This is a genomic window from Olavius algarvensis spirochete endosymbiont (assembly GCA_900608495.1).
GTDB lineage: Bacteria > Spirochaetota > Spirochaetia > DSM-2461 > DSM-2461 > UBA2779.
Genome location: UWYT01000263.1, coordinates 1 through 18,224 on the forward strand (window position 1 = coordinate 1; position 18,224 = coordinate 18,224).

The window sequence follows — 18,224 nt, forward strand, 5'->3', positions numbered from 1 at the left end:
GCCTCTGCGTTATGTGGGGCTGCTTTTCGGAGAGACGAGCGGGAGCATTTGCGCTTCAAGTGGTGTTATGGACGGATTGGACGCCGCAAAGATGATTCTTGCCGGTGCCGATGTTGTTCAGGTGGTGAGCACTTTGTATCGGAATAAGCTTACACAGGCGGGACGAATTGTAGACGAGTTAAGCAGGTGGATGGATGAAAAAGACTATGTCAGCTTGGAAGATTTTCGAGGCAAGATGAGTAGAAAGAATTCTACAGATCCCTGGGCTTATAAGCGGGCCCAGTACGCCAAGCTGCTTATGAAACCTGATCCCATGAAAATTATTCGGTAGATCTAGCGATCAGGGCCGGCGAACTTTTAGTTCGTTTTGGTCGCTAGACTGCCGTTCTTTTTGCTCACTGGATGAGTTTGGAATTCGCCTTTGGCAAGCTTGATTTTGCAGCAGGCTACATAGACTGTAACCTCGCTTAGCGGTTTGGCGGTTTTTCGATTTGGTTTATGCGAAATCTGTTTGTCAGATATCGATATAGAATGATGCTGACGGCAGTCGGAGTTTGCGCTATGTATTGAAGGACCGTCTGAATTCCGAGAAAATATGCTTTTCTTATCTTATTTGTCTTTGAAGGAAGTGTTGCGATCTCAAAATGCTATTGGCCGGTGAATGACTGCAAAGAGTATACGCAGGAGATTTTATATCCTGACGGGCGCCCATACTTTGGCGGCGTCTATTATTTGGGGGGTGAATACTCTCTTCTTGCTGGATTCGGGCTTGGACATTGTACAGGTTTTTCTGGTTAATACTGTATTTACTGCAGCCATGACTCTTTTTGAGATTCCAACGGGAGCGGTTGCGGATACGAAGGGGAGGAGGGTTTCCCTTGTTTGGAGTTCGGTGATGCTCTTCGTTGGAACCCTGGGATATCTGAGTGCGGGAACTTGGGGTGGTGGATTTGCGGCTTTTTCGGCAGCCTCCATTCTTCTGGGTTTGGGATTCACTTTTTTTTCGGGAGCCGCAGAGGCCTGGGCTGTAGATGAGCTCATATTTTTGGGAGAGAAAGGCGACGAGGCTTCTCTGTTCGCAAAGGCTGCAACAACTTCGAGCATTACTATGCTTGCGGGCACTGTCACGGGTGGCTTGCTTGGCAGTCTGGATTACAGGATTCCTTATCTGCTCAGGGCGGTTCTGTTCCTTCTGATGCTGGGTTTGGCGCTTTTTGCTATGCCAGAACGCGGATGGAAGCCGGATGGGAAGGTCTTAAGTCCGATGGATCGAGTTAAGCGCGTTCTAAATGACACAGTCCGTTTTGGTTTCAGGGTGAAATCGCTTCGTGTATTGATGGGGATTTCCTTTTTGTTGGGAATCTTTTTGATGTGGGGATTTTACGCGCTGCAGCCCTATATAACCGAACTGGCAGGAAAGCCGGGAGCAGCTTGGTTGTCGGGTTTGGTTACGGCACTGATAACGTTTTCCCAAATATTGGGACAGCTACTGGTGGGAAGGCAGAATAAACATGGTGGGGGGGCGAAGAAGCTGGTAAGCGCAAAGCTTTCGGGAGCGATGCTTATCGTCACCATTGGCGCTCTGATTACGGGATTGGTGGGATTGGGTTTCCTGCGGGCATTTTTTGGTGCTTTGCTTGCTCCCGTGCTGGCGATGCTTGGATTAATGCTTCTTATGGGTGGTTTGGGATACGCGGGACCATTCTTACGAGATGCATTGCACAGCCGTATTCCTTCGGAGAAACGCGCAACTATTGTGTCGCTTGATTCACTGGTAAGCAGCGGCGGTGCAATCATTGGACAACCCACCCTGGGAGTCGTGGCCGGACGTTTCGGCATCCCCTTTGGATATCTGGCAGGAGTTGTACTTTTTCTTTTAACTCAGCCCATACTGGCTATCTTCAGAAAGAGTGAGAAAACCGATATACTTGCCTCTGCTGAGCAATCTGTTAGCTGACAACGAAGTTCACCAGACGATCGCGAACGGTGACTATTCTTGTGATTTCTTTGTCTTTGCTAAGCTCAATTATCTTGGGATCCTTGAGGGCGATTTTTTTCAGTTGTGCAGAGTCCGTACCGCTGGGAACCTTGACCTTGGCGCGCACTTTGCCATTGATTTGAAGGACGATTTCTTTTTGGCTGTCGTGTACAAGCTTGTCGTTCCAAGTAGGATAGGGATGATAAGCTAGACTGCCGTTTTTGCCGAGCATTTGCCCCATTTCTTCGGCGAGATGAGGAGCGTAGGGGGCAAGAATCAGCACAAAGGGTTCCCAGAGTGCTCGCCAACAAACCCTTTCCTTGTAAATTTCGTTTATGAATATCATCATTTGAGAGATTGCGGTGTTGAATGCCAGGTTTGCTGTATCAATGCTGACTTTCTTAATTGTCTTGTGAAGCACCTTCTGGGCTGCCACGGGAGGAGATGCGCTGTCTATGGGTCGGTTTGCGATGTTCCATATGCGATTTAGAAATCGATGAATGCCGATTAAACCCTTGGTTTGCCATGGCATGGATACTTCAAGCGGGCCCATGAACATTTCATAAATGCGCATGGAATCGGCGCCATAGTCTCTAATTATGTCGTCGGGGTTGATTACGTTTTTAAGACTTTTGGACATCTTGGCGATTACCAGTTCAAGTTCTTCACCGCCTGTTTTGTGTACGTAGATGGAACCTCTTCTTTCTACCTCGTCGGCTGGAATAAGTGTTTTATCGGCGCGACGGTAGGCGAAGGAGGTTATCATGCCTTGGTTAACCAGCCGGTAAAAAGGTTCTTTGTGACTTACAATTCCTATATCGTGTAGAACTTTGTGCCAGAAGCGGGCATAAAGCAGATGAAGAACTGCGTGCTCCGCCCCTCCTACGTATAGTTTCACGGGCATCCAATACGTTTCCTTTTTCTTGTCTACCAGGCAGGAATTGTTGTGAGGATCTATGAAGCGTAAATAGTACCAGCAGGAGCCTGCCCACTGGGGCATCGTGTTCGTTTCGCGCTTTGCTGAACCGGAGCAGGTGGGGCAGGTAGTGTTTACCCACTCTTCAATGTTTGCCAGTGGACTCTCCCCGGTTCCGGTTGGTTGGTAACTCTTGACTTCGGGGAGGGTTAGGGGAAGCTGAGTTTCAGGGATCGGAACGATGCCACATTTTGGGCAGTGAATTAGGGGAATGGGTTCTCCCCAGTAGCGTTGACGCGAAAATATCCAGTCACGGAGCTTGTAGTTGATGGTTTTCTTGCCCTTTTTCTCCTTTTCAAGGTGGGCGATGACGCTGCTAATGGCGGTGTTTTTGTCAGTGCCGTTTAGGTAGCCTGAGTTAACATGCGGACCGTCGCCTGTATATGCTTCCTTCTCGATGTTGCCGCCTTTGAGAACTTCGATGATCGGAAGTCCAAATTTTCTTGCGAATTCCCAGTCGCGCTGATCGTGGGCTGGAACGGCCATAATTGCACCGGTTCCATATGAAATCAGTATGTAATCGGAAATCCAGATTGGTATTTTCTTTCCATTTACAGGATTTATAGCGTAGGCTCCGGTGGATACTCCTGATTTATCCTTTGCCAAATCTGTGCGTTCCAGATCGCTCTTGTGAGATGCTTGTTCGATGTAGTGCTTCACCGAACTGCGATTTTCGGGTGTGCATATCTGCAGTACAAGTGGATGTTCAGGAGCGAGCACCATATAAGTGGCTCCAAAAAGGGTATCTGGTCTCGTAGTATAGACTTCAATAGGGCACGTGGGAGCAGCAGATCCAGCAAGCGTGAAATAGATATTTGCACCCTCAGAACGTCCAATCCAGTTGCGTTGCATTGCCTTTATGGATTCGGTCCAATCAAGATAATCCAAATCGTCTAAAAGAGCTTGGGCATATTCGGTTATTTTGAGCATCCACTGACGGGTGTTTTTTCTTTGAACCAAATGTCCGCAACGCTCACACTTACCCTCATGTACTTCTTCGTTGGCCAGGCCTGTTTTACAGGATTTGCACCAGTTGATAGGCATCTTGGATTCATATGCCAGGTTCTTCTTGTAAAGCTGTAAAAAAATCCACTGTGTCCATCGATAGTATTCAGGGCGATGGGTTTGAATCTCACGATCCCAGTCGTAACTGAATCCAAGTCTCTTTATCTGTTGTGAGAAATTGATAATGTTTTCTTCAGTTATCTTGCGAGGGGGCTGGCCGCTTTTTATTGCATAGTTTTCAGCTGGAAGTCCAAAGGAATCATAACCCATCGGATGGAGTACATTGTGACCATTCATCCGAAGATAGCGAGAATAAATATCTGTTGCAGTGTAACCCTCAGGATGTCCGACATGCAGTCCTGCGCCGGAGGGATAGGGGAACATGTCCAGGATGTATTGCCGCCGCTTTGGCGGAAATTTTTCATCCTCAATAACCCTGAAAGTTTTATTGTCCTCCCAATATTTCTGCCATTTGAGTTCGATTTCCCGAAAAGGATAACTCTGCATGGGGTAGATAGTACTGATAAACACTCCTGAAGTCTATCCAGGTTCTCATTTCTATCTCCCCCTCATCTTAATGAGAATTGAGACAATAGATTGGGACTTCCTACTTTTTGCGAAGATGCCTTGTGTTCAATAAGAAGTCCTATTATTCTCTAGAGCGTGCGTAGAATTCTGCTATTTCTTGTAATTTCAACCTTTGCATGCGAAGTATTCTCACATGAATCATATAAGACAGCCAGCACTCTTATTGAGAATTTCCGAGATGAAATGTACCTGCAGAGAATTGATGATGCTACCTTGAGTCAGATGTATCAAGATATGCTGGTGATACTGGAAGAGTTGGATTTGGATGAACAAGAGCTGCTTTTCCGTAAATCTCAGGCTGCATATTATATGGCCCGAGGTTATCTCGCCTTTGATAAAACGGAAGAAGTACTCGAATCTGATAGAGAATTTCGTAATAGCAAGTTTAGAGCTGTCCAGAAAAGATACAAAAATCTGGAAGAAATAATTCAACTCCTGGAAGAGTCCATGTCTCTTTCGGAGCAATATCTAACGATGGGGCGTGATGCTAGAGGTATTAGGCAGTACGCTGAGAGCTTGAGCCAAATCGCCACTTTGAAAACGATGAGTTACTTGATTTCCAACGGCCCGAAAGTACAAACTTTGGCCCGAGAGGCAATTGAATTGGATCCCGACGAGATTAAAGCCCACATGCTTATTGCCTCAAGATATATTTATTCGCCTCTGATATTCGGTGGCAATCCGGCTAAGGGTATTGGCATCATTGAAACTACTGTTCAGAAGGGCTCTCCTGATCGAGAAGATATGCACAGTATAAATGTTGCTCTTGGCGTTGCCAATTTGAAGCTTGAACGTTGGCTGGAGGCGGCATACTACTTTGGGAAGGCACAGGAGATATATCCGGGGAATGTATACTCTGCGGCAATGCTGTCATTCTGTGAAAGCGAGTTAGAATGAGGGTGATTTCAATGAAGCCGAGACGCCGCAGCTTTCCATGTTTTTGACTTTGTATTCCCAGATTTTTTTTCTGGTTGGTGCATGGTGTGTGTTGTTGAGTTTGTCGAATGCCATATTTTTCAAGTTGAGCAGGCGCAAAACCCGTATGAAAGAGGGTCCGATGATTTCAGTGCTGATTCCAGCCAGAAATGAGGAGAGGCGCATAATTCCCACCTTAGAGGGGCTACTAAGCCAGGAATACTCCAATTTCGAAGTAGTTGTAATCGATGATAATTCAAGTGATGGAACTTGGGACATTGTCAATGCCTATGCTGATAGAAACAAATTCATGACTGCCCTGCGGGGAGGGGAGCTTCTTGAAGGGTGGAAAGGTAAACCTTATGCGATGACTCAATTGGCGGAAGCTGCCAAGGGTGAAATATTTGTATTTCTTGACGCAGATATCACCCCCGCGCCCGATTTTCTTTCTTGGGTTACTGACAGGTTGTTTCGCCATAAGGCAGATTCCATGTCTGCCTACCCACGACATAGGGCAAGAAGTGTGCGAGAATATATTTTTTTCCCTCTTGTATACTTCGTTAACTCGGTTTTGCTCCCATTTTGGCTCATTAAACCCACGAAGCAGTCACTTTTCTCTCACGCAATTGGGCAGCTAATGGTGTTTCGCAGGGAGGCCTATGCAGATTCGGGAGGCTTTGCAGTCGTATTCAACAAGATCCTTGAAGATATCCAAATGGGAAGGGCGATGAAGCGAGCTGGATACCGACACGTTTTTCTCGATGCACGTGATGTGTTAAGCGGTTTCATGTACGACTCCTGGGGACATACCATAGCCGGTCTGAAAAGATCTATCTACGAATATTTTGACAAGAAAATCTATCCCCTTATCATTATGTCCTTTTTCAATATAGCATTACTTGTAGTGCCTGCGTTTCTAATTCCTTTTATCCTCTATTATTCTTCTCCGCAAACGCCTTGGATTATTTGGGGAAATGTCGGAATACTGCTGGGTTGGTCGATAACTGCATTCGATCGCCGGCTCCCCTGGTATGTGCCGTTTTTCTACCCCGTTCAATTTCTCTGTACAGTGATATTGAGCTGGGGAAGTGTGATTGATGAAGTTAATGGACGAGGATATGACTGGAAAGACAGAAAGGTATTCTAGATTTCAGTGAAAAATTTGCAAACCATCGTGGATGGAAATCTCCTTTTTCGCCTGGCTAGCTTTTTTATTCGTTATCTTGTGGCAATCCCTGCGATATTTTTGCTAGGGAAGATTGTGTATCGTCTACAAATAAAGGGAAGACATAATGCTCGTGATATCAAGGGCGCTATGATTGCTGCCAATCATTGCCAATTCATTGAGCCGGGCTTCCTCATGTTGGTTTTGTTTCCTCGCAAATCAATATGTGGCGCATCAGAAAAAAATGTTACGCGTAAAAGCATTGGATGGCTTACTAGATTACTTGGGGCCTTTGGTATTCCGGATAAAAACCCTTTCAGCATTACAACCTATATCGAAGAAGCACTAAGAAAGAAAGTGCTCATATTTTTTTTCCCCGAGGGGGAATTGAATTGGCGTTCCCAAACCCCTGGGCACTTTTTCGAAGGCTTTTTCTTCCTTGCGGTGCTGAACAATGTTCCGGTTTTGCCTCTGACGGAAGTACTTCGTGAGCGCCCAATTCGTCGAATCTTTCCCCTATGGCCTCCAAGAACAACCTTTGTTCTCGGAGCTCCGGTTTATCCTGATGATTTCAGGAGCCCTGGGGTATCTAGAAGGAAGCAGGCGACTCTGTTGTCGAAGCACGTGCGCTCAGTTATCACTGGTACTATCAAAAAAGCAAGTGGTTGTAAAACTCTGCCTGAGAGACGAGATCCCACAACTAAGGAGGTTCAGGCTTAAACTTGCTATTGGATGATTTCGTGTGCTAGGAGTCGCCGGATTGGGCGAAAATACGTTCTCGGCGAGTATTCGAAAAGATCGGAAACCTTTGTCATATAGATACAGGCATATTTTTCCACTTGTTCTGCGTAACGACTTTCCTCAATTCCGGCTCTGAAGATTTCTCCCCAGTAGGGGTTGAAATGGGGCTTGAGATTGTCCAGAAGCTTAGAGATGCGAAAGTTGAGAGCGTCTTGTTCGTCCGCTTGTGTCTCGAAATTTTGAACTCTGTTTCCGGTATGATGTTCCAATTCAGCATTGTCGGACTGTCTTTCTAGAAATTGCTTGCGCTTCATCAAGCGGTCGATTTCCTGCTGAATTTCGTGAGTTGCTTTGATGCCCTTGAGCTCGTCGTCTAAGCCGTTCAGAATGAGGGCAGTGCGCCAGTCACAAAGCTTTTTTATGGATACGACATCGCCATAGATGTGATCGCCTAAGTAGAGAAACTCATCACCGGGTATTCCCATCCCCTCTTGCACATCACCGAACCAGCCGCCTTGCCAGATGCCCCGGGATATGGGACCTTCATGATTACTCATTTGCCCGGTTTTGATATTGATTCTAAGAAAGCGGTGTGGACTTGCAAAAAATTTGGGTTTGTCCGCAAGGGTGATAACAAGATCGAAGAGTTCTTGCCAGTTTTTATGCTTTGTCAGGAAAGGGTTTAAGGCGTAGTCTAGGAGTATTCGGGAGTACGCATAATCCGAATTGGTGATTATCATCAATTTTTTCCCGTATACCTTGAGCCGTTCGAGTGTGGGGGCAGCTTGGGGATCTCTTCGAACATACTCGCCGAAATCGGCTTTGAGGATGGATTTCAGTGTGCCATCCTTATGAAGACTGTCTATGCAGGCACTGATTTCGCAAGCTAAGTGTCTGTAGTCGGGAAGTTTCATGCCCGCTTTTTTCAGTTGCACAACTTGGGCAAATAAAACACCATTGGATATGGCAAACGGCGTATCAAGGCTTTGAAAATCGGCATCTCGAAGGTCGATTACTCTTTCACGGTAAATTTGCTGGCGTTCGCGGAAGTCGATTTCTTCGAGTCCGTGATAGGCGATTTTTACCTTGCCGAAACGACTCAGTTTGAGCATATTCCCATTTCTTTTATCGATTACCAGACCGAGTATGGCGCGATTCAGTTGGAATTCCAATTTTCCCACTTCCTGGGGATAGGAGTAGTTTTGCACGAGCCGGTTGATGGCCAATGAATGGGCGAGTTTTTCGAATTTTTCGATTTTGTAGGGTACAAGGGTGTAATCCATGTCGAAACCTACAACTTTTATCTTTTTTAAATTCAATAGTCTGTTTACATAAATGGGCATTACTCCAGAATGGCTAAGACCAGTGTTAATTTCAAGACTGTTGGTTGAGTTCTTAAAGCTCGATTTCCTGGAATCATGGCAGAAGCGATGCGATATCCATTCTTCTGATAACCAGCCAATAGAATTATCTTCTACCGGGCTTGCAGAGGGTGCAGCCATATACATGAACATGGGGTGGGCGATAGGGTTTTTGATAGACCCTTGCCATTGCGTAGCCTCCTTTTGGGAGTTCACCTTTGCAACAGGGGCAGCGTCTTCTGTTCAAGTTCCTGGGAGATTTTTGATGAGTGTTTGAGCTGTCGGTTTTGAGAGGAACTGAATTGCTGATGAATACTTTTTCGCTGTTCCGGCAGTATCTGCAACCGAATATGTGCATCAGATCGAATTCTTTACCGGGAAATAACGTTGAGTAAACTCTCAAACCGCGTTCGAGAGTTTCACTGCAGAGTGGACAAGACCTTTTTGTGGATATGAATACAGAATGATTGCTCTTGGCAAACCGAGCCTGATTCGAACCTCTTCTATGCCAAAGAAGTAACCCCAATGTTGAAAACAAAAGCACAAGGATAATCACTACAAAGATTTCGACGTTCAAAAATGGCCACACTCATCGCAACGAAAATGAGGTGCGTCGGAATGTTTAACCCTGCTCTTTGAAGATTCGAGGCTTCCTGCCAATTTCAAATCCACCAGTAAATTGCGACAAACAGTGGTGAAGCTTGCCGGGAGTTGGCGTTGTTTTATTGCAGTCTCCCTGGGATGAGAGGCGGAAGTTTTCAGAGAATCCAAAATACTCGTCCGGACGAAACTATTCCTATGGCAATCAGTCATATTGTAAATTTCGACCTCTCAACAGGGATTAGTTTAATTATAAGCTACCAGACCATGAGGTTAATCACAGAAAATGTTACTATACTCTCTTATGTCTACCCTTTTTGTGGTCGCTACTCCAATTGGAAACTTAGAGGATATCACTTTTCGTGCGGTGAGGATTTTGAAGGAAGTGGATATCATTGCTTCTGAGGATACGCGACAAACGCGGATTCTCCTAACTAAGTATAATATAAAATTTAAACAACTGATCAGCTGCAGGGCGAGAAACGAAGTAGCGAGCGCTAAGAATATAGTTAAACTACTTGGTCAAGGTTTTTCGGTGGCCTATGTCTCCGATGCGGGGACACCCGCCGTGAGCGATCCTGGCACTCGACTTGTCAGTATGGTCCGGAAAGAGGGTTTTAAGATAGTGCCACTTCCGGGCGCATCGGCTGTTACCACCCTTATCAGCGTTGCCGGGATGGGTGGAAAGGGCTTTTTGTTCGAAGGTTTCTTATCGCCGAAAGCCATGAAGCGTCGCAGACGGCTGCAGAAGCTGCTTGAAAGTGGCATGATATTCGTTATTTACGAATCCCCTTATAGGATAATCGAACTCTGTGAGAATCTAGATAAGCTTTGTCCAAATCGTAACATCTTTGTGGGTAGGGAATTAACCAAGAAATTTGAAGAATACATCTTTGGAAAAGCCTATGAGGTATTGTCGATGTTGTCTGTAATGGATAGAATCAGGGGCGAATTCACGGTTCTTGTAGGAATCTAAATAGATGGAAATCAGCAGGGGTAGAATCTTTGAAATTTTGGCGATCCATGGGTTATAATTACAGTATCGTTGCCGATACTTAGATTAGTCGGAACGAGGAGAAGACATGACCATTGATAGGTTGGGGCCGCTAGATCCAATTTCGAAATTTAACAAGACAGATAAGATAGAGAAGCTTGCCAAGGAGATGGCAGCTGATTCCGTGGCGGTATCCGAGGAAGCCAGGCACTCTGCCGCGCTCCGACAGACTGCCGATATAGTGCGTTCTGTTCCGGACGTGCGTATGGATAGAGTGGAGGAAGTGAAGGCAAAACTCCAGAAATCCGACTATGTCGACGATGAGGTTATCAATGTGGTTGCTGACCGCCTATTGGATGTTTTCGGCGGTTAGATTTTTTTGATTGCCTTAGTTGGCAGGACGCATAGTCCTGCCTTTTCTGTTAGAAGAGCTTCCAAGCGATGATGAGATAGAATTTACTTCCCAGCTTATTCACGGCTCTGGTTCTGACCACGTCCTGGTTGCCATAGTTCAATCGAACCCAATGCGCACTGGACGAGAGACTTTGTTTACCACTAGCCTGATTGACACGCCGACAGTTTCAGCCTATACGCCACTTATTTCCGATTCGTAATCTTTGGACAAACGACTTTGCACCTGCTTGAGTTGAGTTTCGTTTGTAATTCTGAATTTTGAAAGTATTGAAAAATCCATGGAGTCGTAGCGTTTGCTACCGTTCTCGTAAGCACAAATGGCATTGCCAAAATAGACGCATGATACAGTTAAGCGATTTTCAGGGTGACAGCCGTCTGGATGATGGTGGTAACGAATCGCATCTACCAAAGAGATTGGGAAGTTCCACTTCTCGGCTATTTGTGCACCGATTTCGGCATGATTGTAACCCGCCGAGAGGTTTTCGAACAAACTCGGAGGTATATCTTTTTCGTGGCTGAACTTCCGTATTTTGTCCAGCAGATTCGGATGTATCACAGAAAATATGATTTTGCCGATATCGTGGAGTATCCCTCCCACATAGACATCGTCAATGATATCCTTCTTGCGCGTAATCTGTCGCACCAAGACGAAACTATAAAAAGCTACGCGGTGGGCATGACGCCATTGTTCAGGGTGGTTAGGGAGCTTCAAGATTTTGGAAGTGCCATAGCTGAGAAGCATATTTTTCACGCCTCGCAGCCCCAGCATTTTCACTGCATCACCGATATTGTCCACCCTGTTAGGCAGCTTGAAATATGCCGAATTCACGGTTTTCAGCAAATCTGCCGTAAGCGCTGGATCAATGCTGATTTTTTTTGCAATATTCCGCAATTCGCTCTTTGGATCGTTAATCAGTCGCTGGATGGCAACAATGTTTTCGGGGAATTGAGGGAGGCTGTCTATCTCATCGACAATCTGTTTAATCAGCATTTTCTGTTGGTCAAGCTTAACTTCACTGATAGGAATTGTTATGTTGGCGCTCGTTATTCCATTGAAACCCTCAATCTCGTAAGAATCTTCATCCAGTCCCATCTTTCGCAGCATCAAAACCAGGATAACAATGCCAAGTCCCGCTCCTTCCGAATTGTCAAGCACTTCGAGAAATGCTTCCTCAAGAGTTTCAAAGGCGCGGGAGCGTGCGATTCGGTCATACACACGCATATGCTCACTACAGGTTATTTCAGAGTTGTTCTTGACAGTAATCCGAAAGTTCCTGTCAGTGGGATGAAAAAGAAATTTAATGAACAACCCTTTTTCCTTTTGGCGTTCAATCCAGTATTTTTGGTTCTCCAGCGTTTCATCTCGGAAGGTTTTCATACCTTTTCGATAGTCTTCACGATCCTGAATATTGAGATTCTTCTCTTCGAAGTACACTCTCTTCGTATTTGCTTTCTTTGCATTTGCGGCCAATTCCTTCAAGCAGTATGACAGATGATCTTTGAGCGCACTTTGACCAAGTTCATCCAGGAAGATGTCGAGAATTTCATCGATTTGTAACTCTGTTTTGTGTGGAAATTTATAAGTAGTCACTGTCAACGGAGTCGACTTACGTATAGACCGCCTAATCTTCTCGATTACTTCTGGGTTGGACATATATTCCTTCTGTTGACAAGTGATAACATTTTCGGCATTTGTTGCTCATCAGATGTAGAGCTAATTTCCCCCCTATTGTGAAAGTTTAGCCAATTCAACCAACCCCTTACGAACTGCCTCGTTGAAACTACCTGATTCAAATCGACCATTTCGTTTATCCCGACCAACATTTTTCCCGGTAAGTAAAGCCATTACTTCATCGATATTATTCGCGGTCCACACATGAAATCTTGATTCCTTAACCGCTTTCATAACTCTCTCGGAAAGTATAACGGCTTGGGAATTCTTTGCTGGAATAATCACTCCTTGATATCCCGTCAGTCCTCTCGCTGCACATGCCTGAAAGAATCCTCGAACCTTTTCGTGTACACCACCAACGGGTTGAACAACCCCCTGCTGATTGATAGCACCGGTAATCGCCACATCCTGACGCACCGGAATATCCGCAATAGCGGACAGCAATGCGGCCAGTTCCGACACCGACGCCGAATCTCCATCGATTTCAGAAAAGGACTGTTCAACCGCAATACTGGCCGTCATCGATAGTTGTCGTCTCCTGGCGTATCGGTAACGAAGGTATCCCTCTAACAGGAATACACCCTTATCGTGCAATTCCCCAGACAAACCAGCTTCTCGCTCGATATTTATTACACCTTCCTTACCAGGTCCAACCGCCACGGTTATCCGCAGGGGTGCCCCAAAAGAATAAAACCCCCGCTCAAGAACCGCCAAACCATTAACCACTCCGATTTTGCTGTCGTTCACATCAATCAGTAACGAACCATCGCGAATCTGATCGAGGAGTATCTCCTCTGGCAGGTTGCCCATATACTCCCTCATTGCGATTGCTGCCTTCACGACTCCGATATCAATCTTCGTTTTCCCTTTCACCAAGGCTCCATAATGAGCTTCCCTAATAAGATCGGCAATCAAACTGAAGCGAGTACTCAAACGATCGCGTTTCTCAGCAAGGAAAACACCATAAGAAATAAGTCCGACAATTCCATCAGAGCTTATTGGTAACAAGTTTTCCTTTTTTAACAAACCCCTGGCGAAAACCGCATACTCATTTTCGGTTTTGGTTTCCCTTGGCATAGTTGAACTAAATTCGGCCGTAACCTTGAATAGCTTTGAGAAATCATCATCTTGAGAGCAGAGAGACTCATAAATACGAGCCGGTCCCATTAGTATTATCGTGGTATCGAACATCACCGGCTCCGGATCCATCAATATTGGCAAAGATCCTAAAGGGGTGGATTGGATTTCAGGGGCCACCAAACCCGTTTGCAGAGCTCTCTTGAAGTCCGTCCAAAGTCCTTCCTTCAAAAAAATGTCTTCTGCCTGCAAAATGAGAAAACCTCCATCCGCTTCCAGAAGCGCGCCGGATTTAATCATCATAAAATTGGTTTTGAGTTCATTCGAAACATCATACTTTGCTTCGATTGCGCCAAAAAGGTTTGTTTTGGTGGGATTCGTCTCACGAATTACTGGCAATTTGTTAACTCCAAAACGATCAATGACAATGTTTATTCCGTAGCGAATATTTAAATCTATAACATCGTCATCTTCCGAGTCTCTTGAAAACCAGTCGTTATTCTCAATGATATCACATTCGAGATTTTTTAGATATGTCTTAATATTCTCGTCTTTCCAATTCTCAGATATGGCCGAGCATTCCTCGTTTATTCCCGGACGTATGGTTTCCTCTTTTAATGATATCAGCGCTTCATCCAAATTCTCTCTTGCAATGCGGATACTTCTGTAAGTTCGTTTCATCGCATCCAGATAAGTGAAATAGCGTTCTCGAGTGTCTCGCCACATTGATTCTGGAATCTTCCCGGAAGCCACCCAGTCTTGGAGGTCTTCAAAGAGAACGACATTGCCATCTATCAGAGGGGCTATATCCGCCGCTCGACCCTCCGTTGCATCATTGGTCTGAATAGTTTTGAATCCTCCCCTCTCGAGTTGATTTTCAAAATCGGACAAAATCCTGGTTTCTCTGTTTTCTATCTCGGCAATCAGACTATCCCGTTTCGACTTATAGGATTCCGCATCCAGATCGTGGACAATTCTATCGGTTAGCCTATCTAGCAGGAGGCGAAGTTCCTCCTTAAACAAGCGTGCTCGTCCTTCCGAAAAAATCAATGTAAGCGGTTTATCTGGATCTTGAAAATTCTGAACATAGGCTATATCTCGCAGAGTGCCGTTTTTGGTTCTATTATGGGAAAGAATATCCATGATAGCCGTATGTTTGCCTGTGCCGGGTTCTCCAGCCACGTAGATGTTGTAGCCTTTAGCCCTTATTGAAATACCCATCTTAAGAGCACGAATAGCGCGATCCTGGCCGATCATTGCCCAGTGTTTATTATCTTGCATTTCTTCCGAGAGGTGGTTGTGGGGGAGTTCAATATCAAGTGAGATATCCTCGAAAGAGAGTTCGTGCGGCAAATTTGACATGCATCCAATTCTACAGCCCGATGCTATTTTTTGAAAAGCGAACCCAGGCTCCTTTGCATACTGAACTTGAAACACCCAGACAAAACTCTATAATAAACCCATGAGACTTGCTGATTTTGACCGCTGGGCCCGTGAACGTTTGGAGTTCAGTGAAGTGGATAGCGTGGATGGCTCTCTAAACGGTGTTCAAGTGGGGGATATGAATGCAGAACTTGGGAAAATGACTTTTGCCGTGGACGCGTGCCTTGATTCGTTTCAGAGAACGAAACAAGAGGACGCCCAAACTTTGTTTGTTCATCATGGTTTGTTATGGGGGCCCGCACTACGGCTAGTCGGAGTTGCAGGCGAAAGGATTCGATTTCTGATGAAAAACAATATCGCTCTTTATGCCTGTCATCTGCCTCTGGACCGACACTCTCTTTTGGGCAACAATGCACAAATAGTAAGCAGGCTGGATCTAAGGAATATTGAGCCCTTTGGAGTCTATAGGGGGCGCAAAATTGGGTATAAGGGATTGCTTTCCGAGCCGTCCAATTTAGAGAGAGTCGTTGAGCGTCTTTTTGGAACCTGGGGAGATGGTATTAACGCGCTGAGATTTGGCCCCGCTGAGATTCATAGCATTGCCGTGATTTCGGGGGGCGCACCATATGAGGTTTCCCAGGCCATTAGTGAGGGAATGGATTTGTACATAACGGGAGATGCCTCCCACGGCATCTACCATGAGTGTCGTGAAGCAGGAATCAACGTTCTTTTTGCAGGTCATTACTTAACTGAAATCTTCGGAGTAAAGGCCATGGCCGAGTTGGTAACTCAAGAACTGAACATTGAATCAGTTTTCCTTGATATCCCGACTGGGTATTGAACTCTGAAAAGGAGTAAGGTTTGAAAAAGGGGCGCTATTTCATTCTAAGTGTGAGTATAGCTATAATCGACCAGTTGTCAAAGTTTTTGGTTGTCAAGCTGATTCCACCTTTTACGATTGCCTGGACTTTTGCGGGAGATTTTTTTCGACTGGTACATGTCAGAAATACAGGCGCAGCATTCAGTATGGGAGCCAATATCCCCGGTGCTTATCGCACCGTGATTCTTGTTGTCATTCCCGTTATTGTGTTAATAGGGATGGGGATTTATCTCGTACGTGGAAAGGAACTTCCAAAGAGCCAGCGATGGATGCTCGCGGGAATACTTGGAGGTGGTATAGGCAATCAGTTTGATCGCATTTTCCGATCTGAAGGAGTTGTCGATTTTCTTGATTTCAAATTCTTTGGCATCTTCGGCTTGGAACGTTGGCCAACCTTCAATATTGCTGATGCATCAATGGTGGTTTTCTCTATCGTTCTAATTATCCTGTTATTTCGTCAAAAAGACCAAGGTGGAAGGCTTGAATAAGAGGCTCAATACAATCTTTTTCTTGATTGGGGCAACGATACTGAATCTGTTAATGCTAGTAATCCTGGCTCTGATAATTGGAGCACTACTGGGTTCAATATATCAGAAATTTGGCATTAGTTCCAAGGCGATGTCTTTATTAGCGGTAGTACTGATTTTGATTGGCACCGTTTTCGGAAGCTTTTTTCTTTATTCGAGGCTTATTAAATGGACAATTCGAAAATGGAACCTGGATAACTACATTGAGCCAATATTCCATAAGCGGCTCCGATAGGATTAGTATCCATCGGAAAGCTTTTTGTTGATATCTCTCTTATAGAGTTCGTTGTAAACGAAACCACGATTTTTCAGGGAGTCTTTGAGAGGCTGGGGGAAAGGCATGAAACGCCAAAAAATGTTACGGACCTCTTTTTCCAACTTTTGAACACCCTCTGACTCTTTTGTAATCCATAGGAAATAGTTATCAAGAAAACTCATTCGAACATCCCCTCGCTGCTTGGATTCGCCAAACCACTGATAGTAATGGCCGGTAAGTCCCTCTTCCATCCAATAATGGGCAGCCTTCTCTTTTGCAACACCCCAGCGGAGATCTCCAAGAGCATAGATAACCGCGGTTTTAATATCTTTTGGGTACATTGGGACAGCGATTCGTCCGCGACTCGTGGCTCGATTAAACTGTTCGAAGGGCTCCCAGCAGATTCCCCTGTCTCCATAGCAAGGGACAATGATGGTATGGGGCACGATCCGATTTCGTTTTTGCCGAAACGAACGGCAGAAAACTCCGGAATCTATCTGTTCTATCCAGCTCATATATTTAATAACATTTTCACGGGTTCCAATGGATGCGATGTTTGAAGAGAAAAAGGTTTTCATCAGAAAAGGCAGATGATTTCCCCGTCGACCGACACACATTTTGGTTAATTGTCTGACGCTATCTAGTTCACGTTCTATCGCGTTCTTGTCAGCTTTGCTGAATTCTCCTATTTGTTGAATTCTGTCGTCAAGTTTTTCGAATTTACTATCCGCATCCTTGTACCTTGCAATGTTCAGGTTGATATCCTTGTCTACTTTGTTGAGTTTACGGAGTATATCGTTGATCTGGCTGAAGGAGTATTTTTGTTCCGCAGTGAACGGGTTCTGGACACCTGATATGCTTGAATGTGCCTTGTGCTGGGTAATCACACGAACATGAGTCCGTAATTCGGTATTCAAGTTGCTTCGAGTAAGCATCAGATTTTGAAGCAGAGCCAGATTCGCTTCCTTAGAGCCTAAGGCCTTATCGAGTTGTGCCTTTGTCTTTGTTGGAACATGTGTCCGGCTGGACTTCAACTCGTCGGTTGCAAGCGGGTTTTCTTTGTTATCGAGTATTAGATCGAACCACTCGTCCACATAGTGTATTGGTTCAGCATAAACGTTTTCAGTGACAATCTTTGAAAGCATTTGTCGTTGTTCGGCGGAGACAAGCTTTGGAAGAAAATAAGCGTATCGTATCGCCCATCTTTTTTCCTGTGAAGAGTTTTGGAAATGTGTTGCAATGCTTTTTAGCAAATCCCACCAAACGGGAATCAGACGTTGACGGAAAACACCTTTTTCTTGGGGATCCTCGGCCTTAAAAAATTTTTGGAGTAAGTCATGAAATTTTTTGGAGTACTCACCTTCGCCTGTTAGAACTTTTGAGTAGAAGTCCTTTTCGAAGAAAGTGGAGTTCGGTTCCTGTTCCCATTTCTCAATTGTTGGAAAAGTTTGTTTGCTGAAATTTTCAACTGAGTCTTCTGTAAGCAAGTCGTCTGAGTCTTCTGTAAGCAAGTCGTCAGATGTGTCAAAGATTTTGGAAAAATCCGGAACTAGTGCAGCATCGTCGTCCAAAAGTGCCGCTATTTCCGGGTTAATTTCCTTTGCACTCACTTATTCTACGCTCATTTACTGGATTAATGGAGGTGAAGGGAGTCGAACCCATGACCTCGTGAATGCCATTCACGCGCTCTAA

14 protein-coding genes and 1 pseudogene are annotated in these 18,224 nt (G+C 45.1%); 10 read left to right on the forward strand and 5 right to left on the reverse strand.

What is annotated here, in order from left to right; translation table 11 throughout:
- Both S1OALGB6SA_RS07995 and S1OALGB6SA_RS08000 read left to right on the forward strand, forming a co-directional pair.
- Window positions 1-331, forward strand: a pseudogene (locus S1OALGB6SA_RS07995) (dihydroorotate dehydrogenase-like protein); the annotation flags it as partial.
- A 330-nt stretch (window positions 332-661) separates the two neighbouring features.
- Window positions 662-1,957 carry an MFS transporter gene (locus S1OALGB6SA_RS08000; protein WP_124033124.1) on the forward strand — a complete coding sequence of 432 codons (1,296 nt, stop codon included), beginning with the start codon at window positions 662-664 and terminating at the stop codon, window positions 1,955-1,957.
- Here the strand turns inward: S1OALGB6SA_RS08000 and leuS are convergent.
- A complete protein-coding gene (leuS, locus tag S1OALGB6SA_RS08005) occupies window positions 1,950-4,466 on the reverse strand; it encodes a leucine--tRNA ligase (protein WP_124033129.1) in 2,517 nt (838 codons plus the stop codon). The genes S1OALGB6SA_RS08000 and leuS overlap by 8 nt on opposite strands.
- Before the next feature lie 156 nt (window positions 4,467-4,622).
- On the opposite strand from leuS, the gene S1OALGB6SA_RS08010 reads away from it, so the two are divergent.
- Genes S1OALGB6SA_RS08010 through S1OALGB6SA_RS08020 form a run of 3 tightly spaced genes read left to right on the forward strand, consistent with a single transcriptional unit; the run spans window position 4,623 to window position 7,347 of the window.
- Window positions 4,623-5,444, forward strand: a complete 822-nt coding sequence (locus S1OALGB6SA_RS08010; protein WP_124033125.1) for a hypothetical protein — start codon at window positions 4,623-4,625, stop codon at window positions 5,442-5,444.
- A gap of 37 nt (window positions 5,445-5,481) precedes the next feature.
- Entirely contained in the window at window positions 5,482-6,609 is a 1,128-nt protein-coding gene (locus S1OALGB6SA_RS08015; RefSeq protein WP_081950207.1) for a glycosyltransferase family 2 protein, read from the forward strand.
- A gap of 6 nt (window positions 6,610-6,615) precedes the next feature.
- A complete protein-coding gene (locus S1OALGB6SA_RS08020; protein WP_037565028.1) occupies window positions 6,616-7,347 on the forward strand; it encodes a lysophospholipid acyltransferase family protein in 732 nt (243 codons plus the stop codon).
- A gap of 5 nt (window positions 7,348-7,352) precedes the next feature.
- On the opposite strand, the gene S1OALGB6SA_RS08025 is transcribed toward S1OALGB6SA_RS08020, so the two are convergent.
- Window positions 7,353-8,711, reverse strand: coding sequence for an HAD-IG family 5'-nucleotidase (locus tag S1OALGB6SA_RS08025; RefSeq protein WP_037565030.1), 1,359 nt, complete (start codon window positions 8,709-8,711; stop codon window positions 7,353-7,355).
- Window positions 8,712-9,633: 922 nt separating this feature from the next.
- Here S1OALGB6SA_RS08025 and rsmI point away from each other — a divergent pair.
- Together rsmI and S1OALGB6SA_RS08035 are read left to right on the forward strand one after the other, a co-directional pair.
- Window positions 9,634-10,305 (forward strand): 16S rRNA (cytidine(1402)-2'-O)-methyltransferase, encoded by a 672-nt coding sequence (gene rsmI, locus S1OALGB6SA_RS08030; RefSeq protein ID WP_037565044.1) that lies wholly within the window; start codon window positions 9,634-9,636, stop codon window positions 10,303-10,305.
- Window positions 10,306-10,411: 106 nt separating this feature from the next.
- Window positions 10,412-10,696, forward strand: coding sequence for a flagellar biosynthesis anti-sigma factor FlgM (locus tag S1OALGB6SA_RS08035; protein ID WP_037565032.1), 285 nt, complete (start codon window positions 10,412-10,414; stop codon window positions 10,694-10,696).
- Window positions 10,697-10,909: 213 nt separating this feature from the next.
- On the opposite strand, the gene S1OALGB6SA_RS08040 is transcribed toward S1OALGB6SA_RS08035, so the two are convergent.
- Together S1OALGB6SA_RS08040 and S1OALGB6SA_RS08045 are read right to left on the reverse strand one after the other, a co-directional pair.
- Window positions 10,910-12,391, reverse strand: coding sequence for an HDOD domain-containing protein (locus tag S1OALGB6SA_RS08040; protein WP_037565034.1), 1,482 nt, complete (start codon window positions 12,389-12,391; stop codon window positions 10,910-10,912).
- Between the two features lie 72 nt (window positions 12,392-12,463).
- Window positions 12,464-14,848, reverse strand: a complete 2,385-nt coding sequence (locus S1OALGB6SA_RS08045; protein ID WP_124033127.1) for an ATP-binding protein — start codon at window positions 14,846-14,848, stop codon at window positions 12,464-12,466.
- Window positions 14,849-14,948: 100 nt separating this feature from the next.
- On the opposite strand from S1OALGB6SA_RS08045, the gene S1OALGB6SA_RS08050 reads away from it, so the two are divergent.
- The 3 genes from S1OALGB6SA_RS08050 to S1OALGB6SA_RS08060 are packed head-to-tail and all read left to right on the forward strand — an operon-like array spanning window position 14,949 to window position 16,511.
- Entirely contained in the window at window positions 14,949-15,710 is a 762-nt protein-coding gene (locus S1OALGB6SA_RS08050) for a Nif3-like dinuclear metal center hexameric protein (RefSeq protein WP_037565038.1), read from the forward strand.
- A gap of 20 nt (window positions 15,711-15,730) precedes the next feature.
- Window positions 15,731-16,237, forward strand: coding sequence for a signal peptidase II (lspA, locus tag S1OALGB6SA_RS08055; RefSeq protein WP_037565040.1), 507 nt, complete (start codon window positions 15,731-15,733; stop codon window positions 16,235-16,237).
- Entirely contained in the window at window positions 16,230-16,511 is a 282-nt protein-coding gene (locus tag S1OALGB6SA_RS08060) for a hypothetical protein (RefSeq protein WP_037565042.1), read from the forward strand. Before lspA ends, S1OALGB6SA_RS08060 begins: the two co-directional genes overlap by 8 nt.
- Before the next feature lie 2 nt (window positions 16,512-16,513).
- Here S1OALGB6SA_RS08060 and S1OALGB6SA_RS08065 read toward each other — a convergent pair whose 3' ends face one another.
- On the reverse strand, window positions 16,514-18,142 hold the full coding sequence (locus S1OALGB6SA_RS08065; RefSeq protein ID WP_124033128.1) for a DUF8510 domain-containing protein: 1,629 nt from the start codon (window positions 18,140-18,142) through the stop codon (window positions 16,514-16,516).
- Window positions 18,143-18,224: the final 82 nt, after the last annotated feature.

Bases quoted from the DNA above. Each gene is read 5' to 3' on its own strand.
- S1OALGB6SA_RS08000 (WP_124033124.1), top strand. From the start codon at position 662: ATGACTGCAAAGAGTATACGCAGGAGATTTTATATCCTGACGGGCGCC.
- leuS (WP_124033129.1), bottom strand. From the start codon at position 4,466: ATGCAGAGTTATCCTTTTCGGGAAATCGAACTCAAATGGCAGAAATAT.
- S1OALGB6SA_RS08015 (WP_081950207.1), top strand. From the start codon at position 5,482: ATGTTTTTGACTTTGTATTCCCAGATTTTTTTTCTGGTTGGTGCATGG.
- S1OALGB6SA_RS08025 (WP_037565030.1), bottom strand. From the start codon at position 8,711: ATGCCCATTTATGTAAACAGACTATTGAATTTAAAAAAGATAAAAGTT.
- rsmI (WP_037565044.1), top strand. From the start codon at position 9,634: ATGTCTACCCTTTTTGTGGTCGCTACTCCAATTGGAAACTTAGAGGAT.
- S1OALGB6SA_RS08035 (WP_037565032.1), top strand. From the start codon at position 10,412: ATGACCATTGATAGGTTGGGGCCGCTAGATCCAATTTCGAAATTTAAC.
- S1OALGB6SA_RS08040 (WP_037565034.1), bottom strand. From the start codon at position 12,391: ATGTCCAACCCAGAAGTAATCGAGAAGATTAGGCGGTCTATACGTAAG.
- S1OALGB6SA_RS08045 (WP_124033127.1), bottom strand. From the start codon at position 14,848: ATGTCAAATTTGCCGCACGAACTCTCTTTCGAGGATATCTCACTTGAT.
- S1OALGB6SA_RS08050 (WP_037565038.1), top strand. From the start codon at position 14,949: ATGAGACTTGCTGATTTTGACCGCTGGGCCCGTGAACGTTTGGAGTTC.